Genomic DNA, 16,963 nt, shown 5'->3' with positions numbered 1-16,963 from the left:
CAAGCTCAGAGAGCGGTGATGGCGGCGTCCACCAGGATTGCCGCCATCGCCCTTGCCGTCACAGCGGCCTCGGGGTGGCGGTCGAGCCGGGCCCCGGCGGAGGCGCCGTCGTAGAGGATCACCAGTTGGGCCGCCAGCGTCGCCGGATCGGGTGCGCCGGCCTCGCGGGCCAGCCCGACGAGCAGCTCCTGGGTCCAGGCGCGGTTGGCGTCGCTCATCTCCTCGGCGACGCCGCCCTTCTCCGATTCCGCGCTCGCGTTGTAGAACGCGCAGCCGCGGTAGGCCGGCGCGGACACGTAGTCGATCAGCACGTCGAAGACGCCGACGAGGCGGTCGCGGGGGGTGTCGAAGCGTTCGAGCCCGGTCAGGATCCGCTTCTGCCGGCTCTCGTGCCGGCCCTGCAGATATGCCCGGATCAGCCCGTCCTTGTTGCCGAAACAGCTGTAGAGCGAGGCCTTGGCGACACCCGCCTGCTCGATGACGCGGTCGATGCCGACGGTGTGCACCCCCTCGGCGTAGAAGAGCTCATCGGCGGCGGCGAGCAGGCGGTCCCGTGCGGATTGCTTGCGCACGGCAGGTGATGCAGCGGACATGCCCTTGACGATAGCAGACAGATCTGTCTACTGTCGTGATCTACCAGACAGACCTGTCTGTGCGACTCTGGGAGCGACATGACCACCTCACCCACCACCGCCCCACCCGTGACCACGACCCCCGGTGAGGTGGCCACGCGCCGGAGACGGCTCTCCCATCCGGTGGCCTTCGCCGCCATCGCCGCGATCTTCGTGGCGTTCACCGCGGCGTCCAGCGCACCGTCCCCGCTCTACGTCGTCTACCAGCAGCTCTGGGGTTTCTCCGCGACGACCCTGACGCTGGTCTTCGCCGTCTACGTGGTCGGGCTCGTCGGATCGCTGCTGATCCTCGGGGCGCTCTCCGATCACGTCGGCCGCCGGCCCGTGCTGGCCGCCGCGATCGTGCTCGAAGCCGTCGCGCTGGTGCTGTTCCTCAATGCCGGTGACGTGAACGTGCTGCTAGTGGCCCGCTTCCTGCAGGGCATTGCGACCGGTGCGGCGCTGACCACCCTCGGTGCGACCCTGGTCGACCTGAACCCGCCGCACGCCCCCGGCCGCGCCGGCCTGCTCAACAGCATCGTGCCGCCCGCCGGGCTCGCGTTCGGCTCGCTGGGCACCGGAGCGCTCGTCCAGTACGCCCCCGGCCCCACCCACCTGGTGTGGGCGATCCTGCTGACGATCATGGTCATCGCGGGTGTCGTCGTGCTGCTGCTGCCGGAGACCTCGACCCGCCGTCCCGGCGTGATGTCCTCCCTGCTGCCGAAGCTCGGCGTGCCGGCCCGGCTGCGCAAGGACCTCTTCGCGCTCGTCCCGATCATCGTGGCCAGCTGGGCGCTAGGCGGCCTCTATCTCTCGCTCGGCCCGTCCGTCGCGGTCGGCGTCTTCGGTCTCGGCAGTCACCTGATCGGTGGCCTGGTCGTGACCCTGCTCTGCGGCACCGGCGCGCTGGCTGCCTATGCGCTGCGCAGCCGGGCCACCAGCCGGGTCCTGACGATCGCCGGCGCGCTGCTGACGATCGGCACCGCGGTGACCCTGATCGGCATGGAGACCGAGTCGACGCTGGTCGCGGCGATCGGCACGGTCCTGGCCGGGGTGGGATTCGGCGCCTCGTCGCTCGCCTCCTTCGGCACACTGGCGGTTCTCGCGGCCCCCGACGAGCGGGGCGAGCTGTTCGCGGTCGCGCTGACCATCGCGTACGTGGCCTTCAGTATCCCGGCGGTCATCGCCGGCCTCGCGGCTACGACGTTCGGCCTGCACTCGACGGCTCTGGTCTACGGCCTGGTCGTGGTCGCCCTCGGCGGCATCGCCATGATCGCCCAGAGGGCACGTAAGGCCTGAGCGGAAAACAGGAGCGTCCCGGCGTGGGCGGCGGCTGACCCCGCCGCCCACGCCGGACCATATGTGGCGAAACCCCAAGAAGGGCCACATATGAGACGAATTCTAACAACGGTCGTCACGCTCGGCCTGGCGCTCTCCTCCGGCGTGGCCGTGGCGTACGCCGCATCCGACACCCCGCGCCGGGGCACCGCCACCTACGAGCCGATCAGGTGGGGGACCTGCGAGAGCACCGGCCTCGCGGCTCGCAACGCGCAGTGCGGCCTGCTCAGCGTGCCGCTCGACTACGCGCAGCCCGGCGGCGAGCAGATCAAGCTGGCCGTCTCGCGTATCGAGCACACCACGAAGGATGCCGACTACCAGGGCGTCATGCTGGTCAATCCGGGCGGGCCGGGTGGCTCGGGTCTGGACCTGTCGGTGCTGGGCGAATACGTGCCGAAGGACGCCGGGGACGCGTACGACTGGATCGGGTTCGATCCTCGCGGGGTCGGCGCGAGCGAACCGTCCCTGGGCTGCGACGGGGGGTATCTCGGCTACGGTCGCCCGCCCTACGAGCCGACCGGTCCGAAGATCGAGAAGGCCTGGCTCAAGAAGGCCAAGGGGTACGCGTCGGACTGCGCGCGGATCGCCGGTGACCTGCTCGACCACCTGCGCACCACGGACACCGTGCAGGACCTCGACAGCCTGCGTGCCGCGCTCGGTGCCGAGCAGATCAACTTCTACGGCTTCTCCTACGGCACCTACCTGGGCCAGGTCTACGCCACCCGTTACCCCCAGCGGGTACGCCGGATGGTGCTCGACGGCAACGTGGACCCCCGCCGGGTCTGGTACGACGCCAACCTCGATCAGAACATCGCCTTCGACCGCAACATGAAGATCTACTTCGCCTGGATCGCCCGGTACGACAAGACCTACCACCTGGGCCGGAACGCGAAAGCTGTCGAGAAGGTCTTCTACCGGGAGCGGGCCCGGCTGCTCGAGCATCCCGCCGACGGCGAGTTCGGGCCCGACGAGCTCACCGACGTGTTCCTGCAGGCCGGTTATTACGTCTTCGGCTGGGAGTCGGTCGCGTACGCGTTCTCCGCCTGGGTCAACGACCGTGACCCGGACCCGCTGAGGTCGCTGTTCGAGTCGGCCAACCCCACGGACGACGGCGCCGACAACGGGTACGCGGTCTACCTCGCAGTCCAGTGCACCGACGCCCCATGGCCCACCTCATGGCAGAAGTGGCGCGCGGACAACACGCGGATCCACTCCGCGGCGCCGTTCCTGACCTGGGGCAACGCCTGGTACAACGCACCCTGTCTGACCTGGCCCGCGGCGCCGGGCAAGCGGGTCAGGGTAAGCGGCACGAATGCCCCGCCGATCCTGCTGCTCAGCGAGACCCTGGACGCCGCGACGCCGTTCTCGGGCAGCCTCGAGGTGCGCCGCCGTTTCCCGCGTGCCGCGCTGATCGAGGGCGTCGGAGGAACCACCCACGCCGGGTCGCTCTTCGGCAACGCCTGTGTCGACAACGCCGTCGCGGAGTATCTGGCGTCCGGAAAGCTCCCGCAACGAGCGAAGGGCAACACCGCGGACAAGCGCTGTGACCCGGTGCCGAAGCCGGACCCGACCGAGCCGTCGGCGAAGCGTGCCGGCATCGCCACGCTTTCCCGGCTGGATCTGCAGCGAAGGATCGCCGGTTACTGAGCTGCCCGGCGGTCGTGCAGGGCCGCGTTGTGCCGCAGGTTCTCCGGGATCAGCTCCAGCAGCTGATCCCGGCGCAGCGGCAGGTCCAGCAGGCTCAGCTTGATCTGGCTGCGGTTCTGGTGGGTCCCGGCGGAGAGCCGGACCACCTGGGCGGCGTCCTCCCGGAACCGCGCGGAGAGGACGCCACCCGCCGCCAGCTCGCCGGCGTCGGTGCCGTCCACGTCCACCGCGACGGGGGCGCTGTCCGGTGCCACGGTCAGCGTGATCTGGTCGCCGGCCCCGAGCACCACCGCCCGGCCGATGCCCGCCATCGGCGCCACCGGGGTGATCACCGTCGCGGCGGCCGAGGGGGAGAGGATCGGGCCTCCGGCGGCGTAGTTGTAAGCCGTCGACCCGTTGGGCGTGGAAACCACCACGGCGTCGCAGCGGTAGTAGCCGTACTGACGCCCGTTGACGGTCAGGTCGGCGCTCACCGCGCCCTTGCGTCCCAGCCGCGCGAGCACCACGTCGTTGAAGCCGAAGCTGGTCCGCAGCCGTACCGGCCCCGCATCGGCGACCAGGCAGCCGTGCGACTCGATGGTGAAGTCGCCACGGCCCAGCTGCTCCAGGGCGGCTGCCAGGCTCGACGGGGTGATCTCGACCAGGAAGCCCAGGTTGCCGTGGTTGACGCCGAGCACGGGCACGGGCCGGTCGATCACCAGCCGCATCGCCCCGAGCATCGTGCCGTCGCCGCCGAGCGCGATCACGCCGTTGACCCGGCGCAGGAATTCCTCGTCACCGACGACCTCGAGCCCGTCGGTCGTGATCCGGGCGGCCTCCGACTCGCGGATCAGGACCGTGCCCTCGTGGGTCCGGGACCACTCGACGATGGTCGCCACCGAGTCGCCGACCGGTTTGTTCGGATGGACCACCAGGCCGAACGTCTTGACCGCTGTCTCCAGGCTCACACGCCCACCCTAGCCATGATCCGTTCCGTACCCGGTAGGCTGGCGAGTGCGAAGGGGAGTAGCTCCCAACGTGTCGGTCGACATACTGACGACAAGAGAAATCTTGAAGTCCGGCCGCACGGCCTCGGTTCACCACTCCGGGGCGAGCGAGACCTTCGACTTGGCCGATTCATCTGGCCGGGTCGAGGTCGCCCTGCGCCCAGAACCCGGTCTGACCATTCCACCGGGAGTCCCCCTTGTTCGACGGTTTCCTCGCCGCGACAGCGCTCAGCTTCGCCGTGATCTTCGTGGCCGAGCTCGGCGACAAATCGCAGCTCATGGCGCTGACGTTCGCGACCCGCTTCAAAACCGTGCCGGTGCTGATCGGCATCACGGTGGCCACCGCGGTCGTACACCTCGTCTCGGTCGGCATCGGCTATGGCCTCGGCGCGACCCTGCCGACCGGCTGGATCTCGCTCGTGGCCGCCATCGCGTTCCTCGCCTTCGGCGCGTGGACGCTGCGGGGTGACAAGCTCACCGACGACGAGAAGCAGAAGGCCGAGCGCACCACCGGCTCGGCGATCCTCGCGGTCGGCGGCGCCTTCTTCCTGGCCGAGCTCGGTGACAAGACCATGCTCGCGACCATCACCCTGGCCACCCAGCACGGCTGGTTCGGCACCTGGCTCGGCTCCACGCTCGGCATGGTGGCGGCGGACGCCCTCGCCATCGTGGTGGGCCGGCTGCTCGGCCGGCACCTGCCCGAGAAGGCGATCAAGTACGGCGCCGCCGCGCTGTTCGTTATCTTCGGCGTCTGGCTCCTCATCGAAGCCATCCGCGAACTCACCTGACCCCGGGGGACCACGTGCCGCTGCAGTACCGCGCCGAATTCGACGCCGTCGTGACGTTCAGCAACGGCGGCGGCCTGCAGACGCAGGGCTTCCGGGTGGACGTGCCGCACGCCGATGTGACCGAGGCGGAGATCTCCGCGCTCTTCGTGTCGGCGTGCCGGTTGCTCATGGTCGGCAGCGTCGAGCTGTCGAACGTGCGCATCTTCGCCGACCCGCACCTCGGCACCCCCGCCGGGCCGTCCGACATCCGGCGCCGGCTGCGCTGGGTCGAGCTGAGCCACGTCATCGAGGCCGGCATGATCACCTATCCGGGTCTGCCGACGCCGGTGATCACACCCCACCTGACCAGGGAGGACTCCCGCGGTATCTACGCCGAGGGCACCGAGTTCGCCATGGACGTCATCACGATGATCGGCAACACCGGCACCTATCTCGACAGCCCGTTCCACCGGTACGCCGACGGCGCCGACCTGGCCGGGATCCCGCTCGACCGGGTCGCCGACCTGCCCGCCGTCGTGGTCCGCACGGTTGGCAGCGGCGTCCGTGGCGTGGGCGTCGACGCGCTGGAGGACCTCGACGTCGCGGGGCGGGCGGTGCTGTTGCACACGGGCGGTGACGTGCATTGGGGCACTCCTGCGTACGCGGAAAATGCCCCGTTCCTGACCGGAGCCGCCGCGCAGTCGCTGGTCGACCGGGGTGCGGCTCTGGTCGGCATCGACGCGATCAACATCGACGACACCTCCCCGGACGCCGCCGGTGCCCGTCCCGCTCACAGCCTGTTGCTGGGCGCGGGCATTCCCGTGGTCGAGCACCTGACGGGCCTGGAGGAGCTGCCGCCGACGGGGGCGCGCTTCACGGCGGTGCCGCCGCGGGTGGTCGCATTCGGGACGTTCACCGTGCGGGCGTACGCGACGATGCCCGTGGAGGAAGCGCACGACCACCGGCGTTCCGCGGGCTGGTTGCCCACCGAAAAAGCGTGAACGGGCTCAGATCCGTACCGTTGGTGCCGATGATGGCCGTGTGACCTTTATCTTCCGCATGGCCGGCGCGCGCCGATGACCGATGTTGACGCCGTGCCGGGTGTCCTGCGGATCGGGTCCGAAGGTCTCAAGACCCCGACGGAGATCGGCGTGGCCCGGGCCGCCGCCCTGTTCGAACGGGTCGACCCCGCCGCGGCGGCCCAGCACCTCGAGCCGATCCTCGCCGCCGACCCGGTGTCGGGGCCCGGGTGGATCCTGATGGCCCGGATCCGGCTGGCACTCGACCAGGTTCCGCAGGCGCTGGAGGCGGCCGAACGCGCTGTCGCCGTCGCGCCCGAGGACCCGCGCCCGCTGGCGACGGCGAGCCGGGCCCTGACGCTGCTCGGACGGCACGAGGAGGCCGTGACGATGGCCTACCGCGCGGTGATCGTCGAGCCGAAGAACCCGCTGTGGCACGACCGGGTCGCGTGGGCGTTGCTCGCCGCCGACCGGCAGTATGCGGACGCTGAGCAGGCCGCGCGTACGGCCGTCGGGCTGGACCCACACGAGGCGCACTACTACTTCACCCACGGCGTGACACTCGACGCGCTCGGCCACTCCGACCAGGCCCGCCAGGCGTTCCTGATCTCGCTCAAGATGGAGCCGGAGAACCCCGTCGCGCGGCACCGCCTCGCCGTCCTGAACGGCGAGGCGGTCAAGGAGCCCGAGAAGAAGAAGCGTGGCTGGAAGATCTTCGGCCGCCGTGGCGCTAACGGGCCATCACGCCCGGAGGAGTTCCTGCCCTAGAGCGCATCACGAGCCAGACGAGCCAGCCCGTACCGATCACGAAGACGAAGCTGATCAGGCGGTAGAGGACCACGGCCGCGACCGCCGAACCGGTGGTCAGGCCGCCCGCGACCAGGCCCAGGATCAACGCGCCGTCGACGACGCCGAGCCCGCCCGGCACGATCGGGACGCTGGCCGCGGCCATCCCCGCGCAGTACGCGATGACGAGCTGGCTCGGATGGATCCCCTCGGCGTCCAGCGCGATGCAGCACATCCAGAGGCACAGCGCGTCGAGGAGCCAGTTCGCGACGGCGAGCAGGATCGCGTACGTCAGCTCGGCCGGCCGCATCCGCACCGAGCGCAACTGGTCGATGAAGCTCGTCAGCCCCGCCTGGCCGGTGTCGACGGGCCGGTGCCGCACCCGGTTGAGCAGGCCGAGCAGCATCCGCGCCGGGTTGATCAGCCATTCGGGGTGCTGGGCCACGAGCCGGACGCCGACCGCCACCAGCAACGCCCCGCCCATGTAGACCAGCAGCGTGCGCCAGCTGCCGGTGCTGCGGGTCAGGATCCCGAAGACAGCGCCGATGACCACCAGCGCACCCGCCGAGAGCACCCCGCTGAGCGCGATGCACCAGGACGCGACCGCCGACGAGGCACCGAAGCGGCGCAGGTGCTGGAAGTTGAAGGTGGTGGAGAAGAGCGGTCCGCCGGGCAGCGTCGCACTCAGCGAATGAGCCGCGTACGCGAGTGCCACGTGCCGCCGGATGCCCACTTTCGTGCCCGCACCACGCAGCAGAGCCCGCTGCATGCGGGCGTAACTGCCCATCGACGCGATCTCCGCGACCAGGGCGCCGGCCACCCAGTTCCAGTGCGGCGTACGCAACTGGCCCAGCGCCTCCAGCAGCGACCGCCACCCGAACACGAGCTCGACGGCGAACACGGCGAGGACCGCCGCGGCCACTACGGGCCCGCGGCGCCACCACGGCTGGACGGTGTCGGCCACTTGATCGATCGTCGCAAAGATCCCGTGCGCACGCTGGGGAGATTGACAGTAGGTGATCTCGTCGGTACAACGATTCCACCAGAGCGTGAGGAGCCGTGCCTTGTCGGAGCTGTACGCGCCTCCCACCCGGGAGTCCGGGCTGAAAGCGCAGGTCCAGCGGTTCGGCGGTTATCTCTCCGGCATGGTGATGCCCAACATCGCGGCGTTCATCGCCTGGGGGCTCATCACCGCGGTCTTCTTCGAGCACGGCTGGTGGCCCAACGAGCGGTTCGCGGCCCTGATCGACCCGATGTCGCACGTGCTGCTGCCGGTCCTGATCGGATACACCGGCGGGCGGATGGTGCACGCCCAGCGGGGGGCCGTGGTCGGTGCGGTCGCGACGATGGGCCTGGTCGTCGGGTCACCGTCGCCGATGTTCTTCGGCGCGATGATCGTCGGGCCGCTCGCCGCGTGGGCGCTGAAGTACGTCGACGGGCTCACCGAGAACCGCATCCGGTCCGGCTTCGAGATGCTGGTCGAGAATTTCAGCGCGGGCATCGTCGGCGCGTTCGCGGCGCTGTTCGGGGCGCTGGCCGTCGGCCCGGTCATGCGGGTCTTCACGGACGCGCTCGGCGAGGGCGTGCGGTTCCTCGTCCAGCATCACCTGCTGCCGTTCGCGGCGGTGCTGATCGAGCCCGCCAAGGTGCTCTTCCTCAACAACGCGGTCAACCACGGCGTGCTCGGCCCGCTGGGCATCGCCGAGTCCTCCGAGGCCGGCAAGTCGGTCCTGTTCATGCTCGAGACCAACCCGGGGCCCGGGTTCGGCATCCTGCTCGCCTATCTGCTGTTCGGCCCGCGCTCGCTGCGGCCCAGCGTGCCGGCCGCGATGGCGATCCAGTTCCTCGGCGGCATCCACGAGATCTACTTCCCGTACGTCCTGATGAAGCCCAGCATGGTGCTGGCCGCGATCTCGGGCGGCGCCGCGGGCATCGTGACGTTCATGGCGACCGGGGCCGGTCTGGTCGCCACGCCATCGCCGGGCAGCATCTTCGCCTATCTCGCCGAGACCCCCCGCGGTGGCTACTTCGGTGTCCTCGCCGGTGTCGCCGTGGCCGCGGGCGTGTCCTTCCTGATCGGCTCCCTGCTGCTCGGCGTCGGCCGGTTGACCCGCGACGACCTGTCCCGCAGCGAGGGGGAGCTCTGAGATGACCAGCATCCACGGCGGCAGCATCCGCAAAGTGGTGGTGGCCTGTGACGCCGGCATGGGCAGCAGCGTGATGCTCGCCTCGCAGCTGCGTCGGGAGCTGCGCGGGGCTCCGGTTATCGTCGAACACCACTCGATCGCGACCATCCCCGACGACGCCGACGTGGTCCTCTGTCAGCTCGGCCTCGCGGGCCGGGCCCGGGCCGGCGCACCCGGTTCGGTCGTGGTCGGCTTCCGGATGTTCCTCGGCGACCCCGCGGTGGCCCGGGTGGTCGCCGCGGTCAAACAGGGTGGCGTTGTCTTCGGTACGCCGGGGAGCTGACCGTGCTCGGCTCCATGCCGACGGAGCACATCGTGACGATGCTCCGTGCCTCCCCGCCCCAACGCGCAGCCGGGGCGCTGCTCGCCATGCCCAAGGACCGGATCGACCGGCTCCTCGCGGTGATGGACGGCAGGCTGATCGCGCGGATGCTGATCGCCACCGACGCGGCCCGGCGGCTGGCGCTGCTCGGCCATCTCGACGACACCCGCCTCGCCGCCGAGCTCGCCCTGCTGCCGGTGGTCGAGGCCGCGGCGGTGCTGGCCGTGCTTCCCACCGAGCGGGCGCGCCCGCAGCTCGAACGGGGTGCGCCGGAGCACGTCGCGATGCTGCTGGAGGCGATGCCCGCGGCTCAGCGGACCCGGCTCGTCGCCGTGCTCGATCCGCTGCGGGACGCGGAGTTGCGCCGGGTCGCGTACGAGAAAGCGGTCATCCAAGCCCTGCGCGGCACCGCCGCGACCCTGCAATGGGTGCCGGACGACCACGGCAGCAACCTGCTCGCAGGCGTCTTCCACCGGCTGTTCGGGGTCGCACTGCGGCATGTGGCCGACGGTCCGCTGCCGGCGGTCGCAGTCGCGGACGCGCACCGGGTCTTTGCGCAACGTCAGGTACACGGGGTGCTGATCGTGACGAATGCCTTCACGACCGAGGTACCTGTACCGTCGCGGGAGCCGCCCGCTCTGGTGGTCGTCTGGGAGAGCGGCGACAATGACGGCGTGCTGGGACGTGCGCTGGTGAGGCTGGCGGGATGACGACGAACATCAGCGGTGTGCTCGAGCCGCGCGCCGTGCGAGTGCACGAGATCGCCACCGACCGCGAGTCGGCCATCCACCGCTGCGCCGATGTCCTCGAGGAGATCGGCGCGGTGCACCCCGCCTATCGCGAGGCCATGCTGGACCGCGAGTGGGCGATGTCCACCTATGTCGGCGAGGGCGTGGCGATCCCGCACGGCCTCGACATGTCACGTGACCTGGTACGCCGGGACTCGCTGGCGGTGCTGCGCTTCCCCGGCGGCATCGACTGGGAGGGCGGCAGGGTCACCGTCTGCGTAGCGATCGCAGCCCGAGGTGACGGACACGTCGCCCTGCTCTCCCAGCTCGCCCTGATCCTGCTCGACCCCCGCAAGGCCGAGATCCTGCGCTCGGCCACCGACCCGGAGGCGATCGTGGCCATGCTCGAGGCGGACGACGAAGAATGATCCGCACGGTTCTCCTCGCCGGGCGCGCCGGTCTGCACCTGCGTGCGGCTTCCCGCATCGCCGACGCCGCGTCCGCGCTGCCGACGCAGGTCACGGTCCGCACCCTCGACCGCAGACCGGTGCCGGCCGACAGTGTGCTCTCGCTGCTCGGCCTGGGTGCGCTCTGCGGCACGGAGCTGATCCTGGAGGCGTACGGCGACGGCGCGGCCGAATCACTGGACCGGCTCGCCGAGCTGTTCGCCGTCGACCCGGACGCCGTCGGTGCCTGACCTGCTCAAGGGGCTCGGTGCCAGTTCCGGGGCGGCGACCGGGCCTGCCTACCGGCTGGGCGATCCGCCACGGTTGCCACGCCCGCGTGCGGTCACCGACGTGGACGGCGAGCTGGCCCGGGCCTTCGCGGCCATGGACGCGGTGCGCGATGACATAGGCCGGCGCGCGGCTGCCGCAACGGATTCGACAACCGCGGAGATCCTGCGGGGACAGGCGAACCTCGCTGCTGACCGTACGCTCCGCGACGGCGTCGCCGTGGTCATCCGCGACGGTCTGGAGGCACCGCACGCGGTGGCCGCCGTCCTCGCCGAGCACCGGGCCGCGCTGCTCGCCGTCGGGGGTCTGCTCGCCGCCCGGGCCGCCGACCTGGACGACCTGCGGGACCGGATCGTCGCGTGGTGCCTGGGCCTGCCGATGCCCGCGATGCCCGCGCCCGGGCGCCCGTACGTCCTGATCGCCGTGGACCTCGCCCCCGCCGACGTGGCCCTGCTGGACCTCTCGCAGGTGCTGGCCGTGGTCACCTCGGCCGGGAGTTTCGTGAGCCACACCGCGATCCTCGCCCGCGCCCGCGGCCTGCCGACGGTGGTGGCCTGCGGGGGAGCGCTCGACATCGCCGACGGCACCGTGATCACTGTGGACGGAACAACCGGCCGGGTCACCTCTGGCAGCGTCCCGCCGGCCCCCGCGGTGACAGCGCCCACGGACAACGGCGATCCGCGCGGATCGACCGCCGACGGGCATCGGATCGCGCTGCTCGCGAACATCGGCGGCGCGGCGGAGCTGGCCGGGGCCTGCGTCGAAGGGGTCGGGCTGTTCCGCACCGAGCTGCTCTTCCAGCATCACGTCGACCCGCCCGGGCTCGACGAGCAGGTCACGGCGTACGAGCAGGTCTTCGCCGCGATGCCGGGCCGGCGCGTGGTGGTGCGCACCTTCGACGCGGGCTCCGACAAGCCGCTGCCGTTCCTGTCCGCGGGCGACGAACCCAACCCGGCGCTGGGCATCCGTGGCCTGCGCGTGGTCCGCCGCCGTGCCGAGATCCTGGGCACCCAGATCGCCGCGATCGCCGCCGCGGCCCGCAGCTCGCAGGCCCGGGTCGAGGTGATGGCCCCCATGGTCACCACCGTCGCCGAGGCGGCCCAGTTCGCCGCGCTCTGCCGCGACGCCGGGCTCGCGACCGTCGGAGTGATGATCGAGGTGCCGGCCGCCGCCGTCCGCGCCGCTCAGATCCTCGGGGCCGTCGACTTCCTCAGCATCGGCACCAACGACCTCAGCCAGTACGCCTTCGCCGCCGACCGGCGCAGCGGCGAGCTCGCCGACCTGCTCGACCCGTGGCAGCCGGCCCTGCTGTCACTCGTCGCGCTCTGTGCTGCGGCGGGTTCGGCAGCCGGCCGCCCGGTCGGGGTGTGCGGTGAAGCGGCCGCCGACCCGGCGTTCGCGGTGGTGCTCGCCGGGCTGGGTGTGACGAGCCTGTCGATGACACCCGCTGCTGTTCCCCCGGTGCGGGCGGCGCTGGCGGCGTACACGTTGGAAGAGGCCCGGATGGCAGCGCAGCAGGCCCTCGCCGCGACCGACCCCGCAGCGGCGCGCGCAGCGGTCTCCCGTTTTTAGGTGGACACCGAGGCCGAAGCAGCCCGGCGGATCGCCGAATCCGTCAGGTCGCAAAGGGAATATTCACTTCACAAGTAATAATTCGGGCATGACTCTTCGTCGTTCCGTTCCTGCTGTGGTCCTCACCGCAATGGTGCTGGGCGTCGGTACAGCGTCCGCCCGGGCCGCCACCACTGACTTCGTCGCGCGGTACGACTTCGACGGCGGGCGGTCCGGGGCGATCGTCGACGAGTCGGGGAACGGCCACGTTCTCGGGCAGGTCAGCAGCGGTGGCGGGGCCGTGCGAGTGGTCGCGCACCGCAGTGGCCAGGCGCTGCGTTTTCCGGCGAAGTGCGGCCTCAAGGACCAGAGCAAGTGCCCGCACATCGCCCTGCAGAGCCCCAGCACCGCGTCGCTCAACCCCGGCACGCGACCGTTGGCGTTCGGCGCTTCCGTGTTGCTTGCCGAGAGCCAGACCACGAAGGGCCAGAACATCGTCCAGAAGGGTTACTCGGCGACCAGCAGCCAGTGGAAGATGCAGATCGACGGCGAGGCCGGGCAGCCCAGTTGTGTGCTCGTCGGCGCGCGGCCGGGCATAAAAATGGTGCGCAGCTCGGTGTCCGTGACCGACGGCCACTGGCACACCCTGCAATGTCTGCGCCGGGGCACGCAGTTCACCATCGTTGTCGACGGCGTGGTGCGGGGCAATCGCACGATCTCCGCGGAGCTGGCCATTTCGAACGAGCTTCCGCTGAGCATCGGGGGCAAGGGCGCCTTTCGGGACAACGATCAGTTCCAGGGCATTCTGGACGACGTCTGGGTCAGGGTCGGGTGAGACCTTCGGCCATGGCGGTCAGCAGTTTCGCGTCCGCGGTGTCGCCGGACAATTCCCAGGCGAAAGCGCCACCGAGGCCGTTGCTCCGGGCGTACGACATCTTGGTCCCGATGGTTTCCGGGGTGTCGTAGCTCCACCATTGCCCGCGGCAGAACGCATAGGCCGTGCCCGCGACCGTGCCTGTCGGTGGGCATTTCTGGCTGAGAACGGCGTAGTCCTCGATGCCTTTCTCATACGTGCCCCGGGCCGCGCCGGTCGCTTTACCGCCGGGTGCGGCAGCGCTGACCCCGGTCCAGCCGCGGCCGTAGAAACCCACGCCGAGAAGGATCTTTCCGGCGGGAATTCCCAGGCCTCGCAGGCCACGGACGGCGGCGTCGGTGGTCGCTGTCTCCTTCGGAATTCCCGGGTACGCACTGAGCGGCGAATGCGGCGCCGTAGGTCCCGCGGTGTCCCCGGTGCCGAAGAAGTCATAGGTCATGGCGCTGAGCCACGTCGTCTGCGCCGCCACACCCGCATAGTCCGTGGCGGTGATCTTGGCGAGGTCCGCCGGGATCGCGGCGGTCACGAGGGCGTCCGGGCCGAGCTCGGAACGCAGCGCCGACACGATCCGGGGCAGGGCGTCCGGTCCGCTCGTGTCGCAGGTCAGGCCGCAGGCGTTCGGATATTCCCAGTCGACGTCGATGCCGTCGAAGAGCCCGGCCCAGCGGGGATCACGGAGCACCTTCGCGCACGAGGCGGCGAACTTCGCGGGATCCTTGGCCACTGCCGGGAAACCGCCGGAACCGTTCCATCCGCCGAACGACCACAGCACCCGCAGCTGAGGGTGGCGCGCCTTGAGCTTGCGGAGCTGTCCGAAATTGCCGCGCAGGGCGTTACCCGCCAGGTCGGCGGTGCCGTCCACGCTGTCGGCGGCGGCAATCGGCTTCTCGTAGTCGGCCCACGTGTCTCTCGGCGCGCAGGTGCCATCCTTGACCTGGCCGAACGCGTACAGCAGATGGGTGAGGCTCTTTGCCGCACCGCTGGCCTCGACGTTGCGGACCTGGAAGTTGCGGCCGTAGACACCCCAGTCGGTGAAGTAGCCCACCACTCGCTTCTCCGCGGGGACGGCCATCGCGGGCGTCTCCGGCCCGGGAGACGAGCAACCGGCGAGCAGCAGGGCGATGACGCCAACAACGGGTCTGACCCGCACGCGGACCTCCGGGCTTCGGTGGAACCCGAAGCTACCGGTAGGGCAAGGTGAGAAGTTCCCGGGTAATCCGAACGATGGATGTCAGTAATACGACGCTCCACCTGGTGGGGGAGTGTCCTTCACTACGTAGCGAGCGCAGGTGGGCCCGGCTGTGCGATCGTTTTCCGGTGGTCGTACAAACCCGGGGCAGCCGCACCGACGAGTGGCGTGCGCTGTTCGCCTGGCCGCGAGTTCTCGACCGGGTCAAGGCGGTGCTCCGCAACGGCATCATCACGTTCCTCGTCCTGACCTTCACGCTGTGGCTGATGCCCGGCGTGCGCAGCACCGACGTCATCGACACCATCGGTCTCGTGCTGATGGTCGCCGGGGTCGGTGCGGTCCTGCGCCCCCTGCTGCTGTTCGGCGTCACCGCGCTCGGCGGCTGGGGTGCGATGCTGCTCGGCGTGACCGCCCAGGTCATCGTGATGGCGGTGGCCCTGGAGCTTGACCCGTCGAAACGGCTCAGCGGCTGGCCCACGGTCGGTGTCGCCGCCCTGCTCGCCGTGATCGGCGCCGCGATCCTCGACTGGATGGTGGACAGCGGCACCGAGGACACGTTCATCAAGGAAGCCAAGCGGCTGATGCGCGGCATCCGGCGCCGCCAGGCCCGGCAGGCCGGTGCCCGGTTGCTCACCTTCCGGCGCCAGGCCCCCGGCACCGAGCCGGGGCTGCTCATGGTCCAGCTCGACGGGGTCAGTGAGCCGGTGCTGCGCTGGGCGGTCCGGGCCGGCAACCTGCCCACGCTCGGCCGCTGGCTGCGCTCGGGCACCCACACCATGCGCGGCTGGCACACCGGCATCCCGTCTACGACACCCGCATCGCAGGCCGGCATCCTGCACGGCGCCTCCCGGCAGATCCCCGGTTTCCGCTGGTTCGAGAAGGAGACCGGCAAGCTGATGGTCTCCAACCGGCCCCGGGACGCCGCGCAGATCCAGCCGCGACTCTCCGACGGGCGGGGGCTGCTGCGCGACGGCGGTGTCAGCATCGGCAACGCGTTCTCCGGCGACGCCGCGATCAACCTGCTGACGGTGAGCCACGCGGCCCTGCCGGGGCGTTCGGCCCGGGGCTGGGCGGCGTTCATGGCCAGCCCGTTCGGCTTCACCCGCGCGCTCGTGCTGGGCGTCGGCGAGGTGATGACCGAGCTCTACCAGGCCCGGCTGCAGCGGCGGCGCAACCTGCAGCCGCGGGTCAGCCGATCGGGTGCGTTCCTGGCGCTGCGCCCGGCCTCGATGCTGCTTCGCGACGTGAACATCTCCCTGATCGCCGAGCAGATGGCCCGTGGCGCCCCGGCCGTCTACTGCGACCTGGTCGACTATGACGAGGTCGCGCATCACGCCGGGCCCGCGCGGCCGGAATCGATGCGCCAGCTGGAGAGCCTCGACCGGATGCTCGGCGTGCTCGAACGGCTCGGCCCGGAGGCGGCCCGGGCGTACAAGATCGTGGTGCTCTCCGATCACGGGCAGAGCCAGGGCGCCACGTTCCGGCAGCGGCACGGTGAGACCCTCGACCAGGCGGTCGAGCGCTTCTCGGTGCCCGACCCGGCCGACGCCCCGGCGAGTGCCGCCGAGGACGAGGCGACCGAGGAGCCGGATTTTCCGCCCTCGCCGGTCGCGCCGTTGCTGGTGGTCTCCTCGGGCAACCTCGCGCTGCTCTACCTCACCCGCTACAGGGAGCGCCTCGACAAGGCGCGGATCGACAAGGCCTACCCGCAGCTCGTCTCCGGTCTCGCCGGGCACCCCGGCGTCGGGCTGGTCGTCGTCCGCGAGGAGGGTTGCCCGGTCGCCTACGGGCCGGCCGGGCGGCATCGGCTCACCGACGGCGAGGTGGAGGGCATCGACCCCCTGCTGCCGTACGGTGACCACGCCCGCGCCGACCTGCTGCGCCACCAGGAGGCCGCCCACGTCGGCGACCTCGTGCTGATCAGCAGCGTCGACCCGGTGACCAGCGAGGTCGCGGCGTTCGAGGAGCTGGTCGGCTCGCACGGCGGCATCGGCGGCTGGCAGACCGACGCGATGCTCGTGCACCCGGCCGAGTGGCAGGTCACCCACGCGGAGCTGATCGGGCCAGACTCCGTGCACCGCCAGCTCGTCGAGTGGCTGGACCAGCTGGGCCTGCGCACGCAGGCAGCCCGCGAGGACGAGCTCACCGCCGACAGGGCTGATCTACTCGAAACCGACCGGCAAGAGGGCACGCTCGACGCGTCCTTCCTGCAGCCGGGGTAGTTG

Annotated in this window: 16 protein-coding genes and 1 pseudogene; 13 read left to right on the top strand and 4 right to left on the bottom strand. The window is 70.7% G+C overall.

All coding sequences use genetic code 11. From position 1 onward, the window contains the following. Positions 1–5 precede the first annotated feature (5 nt). Positions 6–593 (bottom strand): TetR/AcrR family transcriptional regulator, encoded by a 588-nt coding sequence (locus Aco04nite_RS28415; RefSeq protein WP_213000329.1) that lies wholly within the window; start codon positions 591–593, stop codon positions 6–8. A gap of 78 nt (positions 594–671) precedes the next feature. Here Aco04nite_RS28415 and Aco04nite_RS28410 point away from each other — a divergent pair, with 78 nt between their 5' ends. Both Aco04nite_RS28410 and Aco04nite_RS28405 read left to right on the top strand, forming a co-directional pair. Next, complete coding sequence (locus Aco04nite_RS28410) at positions 672–1,910, top strand: MFS transporter (RefSeq protein ID WP_213000328.1); 1,239 nt, start codon at positions 672–674, stop codon at positions 1,908–1,910. A gap of 90 nt (positions 1,911–2,000) precedes the next feature. Further along, positions 2,001–3,596 (top strand): alpha/beta hydrolase, encoded by a 1,596-nt coding sequence (locus Aco04nite_RS28405; protein WP_213000327.1) that lies wholly within the window; start codon positions 2,001–2,003, stop codon positions 3,594–3,596. Here the strand turns inward: Aco04nite_RS28405 and Aco04nite_RS28400 are convergent. Then, positions 3,590–4,543: an NAD(+)/NADH kinase gene (locus tag Aco04nite_RS28400; RefSeq protein ID WP_213000326.1), complete on the bottom strand. Its 954-nt coding sequence runs from the start codon at positions 4,541–4,543 to the stop codon at positions 3,590–3,592. The genes Aco04nite_RS28405 and Aco04nite_RS28400 overlap by 7 nt on opposite strands. 236 nt (positions 4,544–4,779) lie before the next feature. Between Aco04nite_RS28400 and Aco04nite_RS28395 the strand changes: the two genes are divergently transcribed. The 3 genes from Aco04nite_RS28395 (at position 4,780) to Aco04nite_RS28385 (ending at position 7,136) form a co-directional block, all read left to right on the top strand. Continuing rightward, the gene (locus Aco04nite_RS28395; protein ID WP_213000325.1) at positions 4,780–5,370 is read left to right on the top strand and encodes a TMEM165/GDT1 family protein; all 591 of its coding nucleotides are present in this window, start codon (positions 4,780–4,782) and stop codon (positions 5,368–5,370) included. 14 nt (positions 5,371–5,384) lie between these two features. Next, positions 5,385–6,350, top strand: coding sequence for a cyclase family protein (locus tag Aco04nite_RS28390; protein ID WP_213000324.1), 966 nt, complete (start codon positions 5,385–5,387; stop codon positions 6,348–6,350). 75 nt (positions 6,351–6,425) lie between these two features. Beyond that, positions 6,426–7,136 (top strand): tetratricopeptide repeat protein, encoded by a 711-nt coding sequence (locus tag Aco04nite_RS28385; RefSeq protein ID WP_213000323.1) that lies wholly within the window; start codon positions 6,426–6,428, stop codon positions 7,134–7,136. Here Aco04nite_RS28385 and Aco04nite_RS28380 read toward each other — a convergent pair. Further along, on the bottom strand, positions 7,099–8,118 hold the full coding sequence (locus tag Aco04nite_RS28380; protein ID WP_244876362.1) for a lysylphosphatidylglycerol synthase transmembrane domain-containing protein: 1,020 nt from the start codon (positions 8,116–8,118) through the stop codon (positions 7,099–7,101). The genes Aco04nite_RS28385 and Aco04nite_RS28380 overlap by 38 nt on opposite strands. A 181-nt stretch (positions 8,119–8,299) precedes the next feature. Between Aco04nite_RS28380 and Aco04nite_RS28375 the strand changes: the two genes are divergently transcribed. The 7 genes from Aco04nite_RS28375 (at position 8,300) to Aco04nite_RS28345 (ending at position 13,510) form a co-directional block, all read left to right on the top strand. Then, a complete protein-coding gene (locus tag Aco04nite_RS28375) occupies positions 8,300–9,301 on the top strand; it encodes a PTS transporter subunit EIIC (protein WP_213000381.1) in 1,002 nt (333 codons plus the stop codon). A gap of 1 nt (position 9,302) precedes the next feature. After that, complete coding sequence (locus tag Aco04nite_RS28370) at positions 9,303–9,623, top strand: PTS lactose transporter subunit IIB (RefSeq protein WP_213000322.1); 321 nt, start codon at positions 9,303–9,305, stop codon at positions 9,621–9,623. 32 nt (positions 9,624–9,655) lie between these two features. Then, complete coding sequence (locus Aco04nite_RS28365) at positions 9,656–10,372, top strand: hypothetical protein (RefSeq protein ID WP_213000321.1); 717 nt, start codon at positions 9,656–9,658, stop codon at positions 10,370–10,372. Continuing rightward, positions 10,369–10,818: a PTS mannitol transporter subunit IIA gene (locus Aco04nite_RS28360; protein ID WP_213000320.1), complete on the top strand. Its 450-nt coding sequence runs from the start codon at positions 10,369–10,371 to the stop codon at positions 10,816–10,818. The genes Aco04nite_RS28365 and Aco04nite_RS28360 overlap by 4 nt, the downstream gene beginning before the upstream one ends. Next, complete coding sequence (locus Aco04nite_RS28355) at positions 10,815–11,087, top strand: HPr family phosphocarrier protein (protein ID WP_213000319.1); 273 nt, start codon at positions 10,815–10,817, stop codon at positions 11,085–11,087. Before Aco04nite_RS28360 ends, Aco04nite_RS28355 begins: the two co-directional genes overlap by 4 nt. Continuing rightward, on the top strand, positions 11,080–12,696 hold the full coding sequence (locus tag Aco04nite_RS28350; RefSeq protein ID WP_213000318.1) for a putative PEP-binding protein: 1,617 nt from the start codon (positions 11,080–11,082) through the stop codon (positions 12,694–12,696). Before Aco04nite_RS28355 ends, Aco04nite_RS28350 begins: the two co-directional genes overlap by 8 nt. Positions 12,697–12,784: 88 nt before the next feature. Beyond that, on the top strand, positions 12,785–13,510 hold the full coding sequence (locus Aco04nite_RS28345) for a LamG-like jellyroll fold domain-containing protein (RefSeq protein WP_213000317.1): 726 nt from the start codon (positions 12,785–12,787) through the stop codon (positions 13,508–13,510). Here Aco04nite_RS28345 and Aco04nite_RS28340 read toward each other — a convergent pair. Further along, a pseudogene (locus Aco04nite_RS28340) lies at positions 13,497–14,642 on the bottom strand (glycoside hydrolase family 18 protein); the annotation flags it as partial. The gene Aco04nite_RS28345 and the pseudogene Aco04nite_RS28340 overlap by 14 nt on opposite strands. A gap of 224 nt (positions 14,643–14,866) precedes the next feature. Here Aco04nite_RS28340 and Aco04nite_RS28335 point away from each other — a divergent pair. Then, positions 14,867–16,960, top strand: a complete 2,094-nt coding sequence (locus Aco04nite_RS28335) for an alkaline phosphatase family protein (RefSeq protein ID WP_244876361.1) — start codon at positions 14,867–14,869, stop codon at positions 16,958–16,960. Positions 16,961–16,963: the final 3 nt, after the last annotated feature.

The sequence above is a fragment of the Winogradskya consettensis genome (genome assembly GCF_018332715.1).
In the GTDB taxonomy this organism is placed as follows: domain Bacteria; phylum Actinomycetota; class Actinomycetes; order Mycobacteriales; family Micromonosporaceae; genus Actinoplanes; species Actinoplanes consettensis.
Note: the sequence above shows the minus strand (reverse complement) of the source record. Positions and strands in the feature narration are given on the sequence as shown.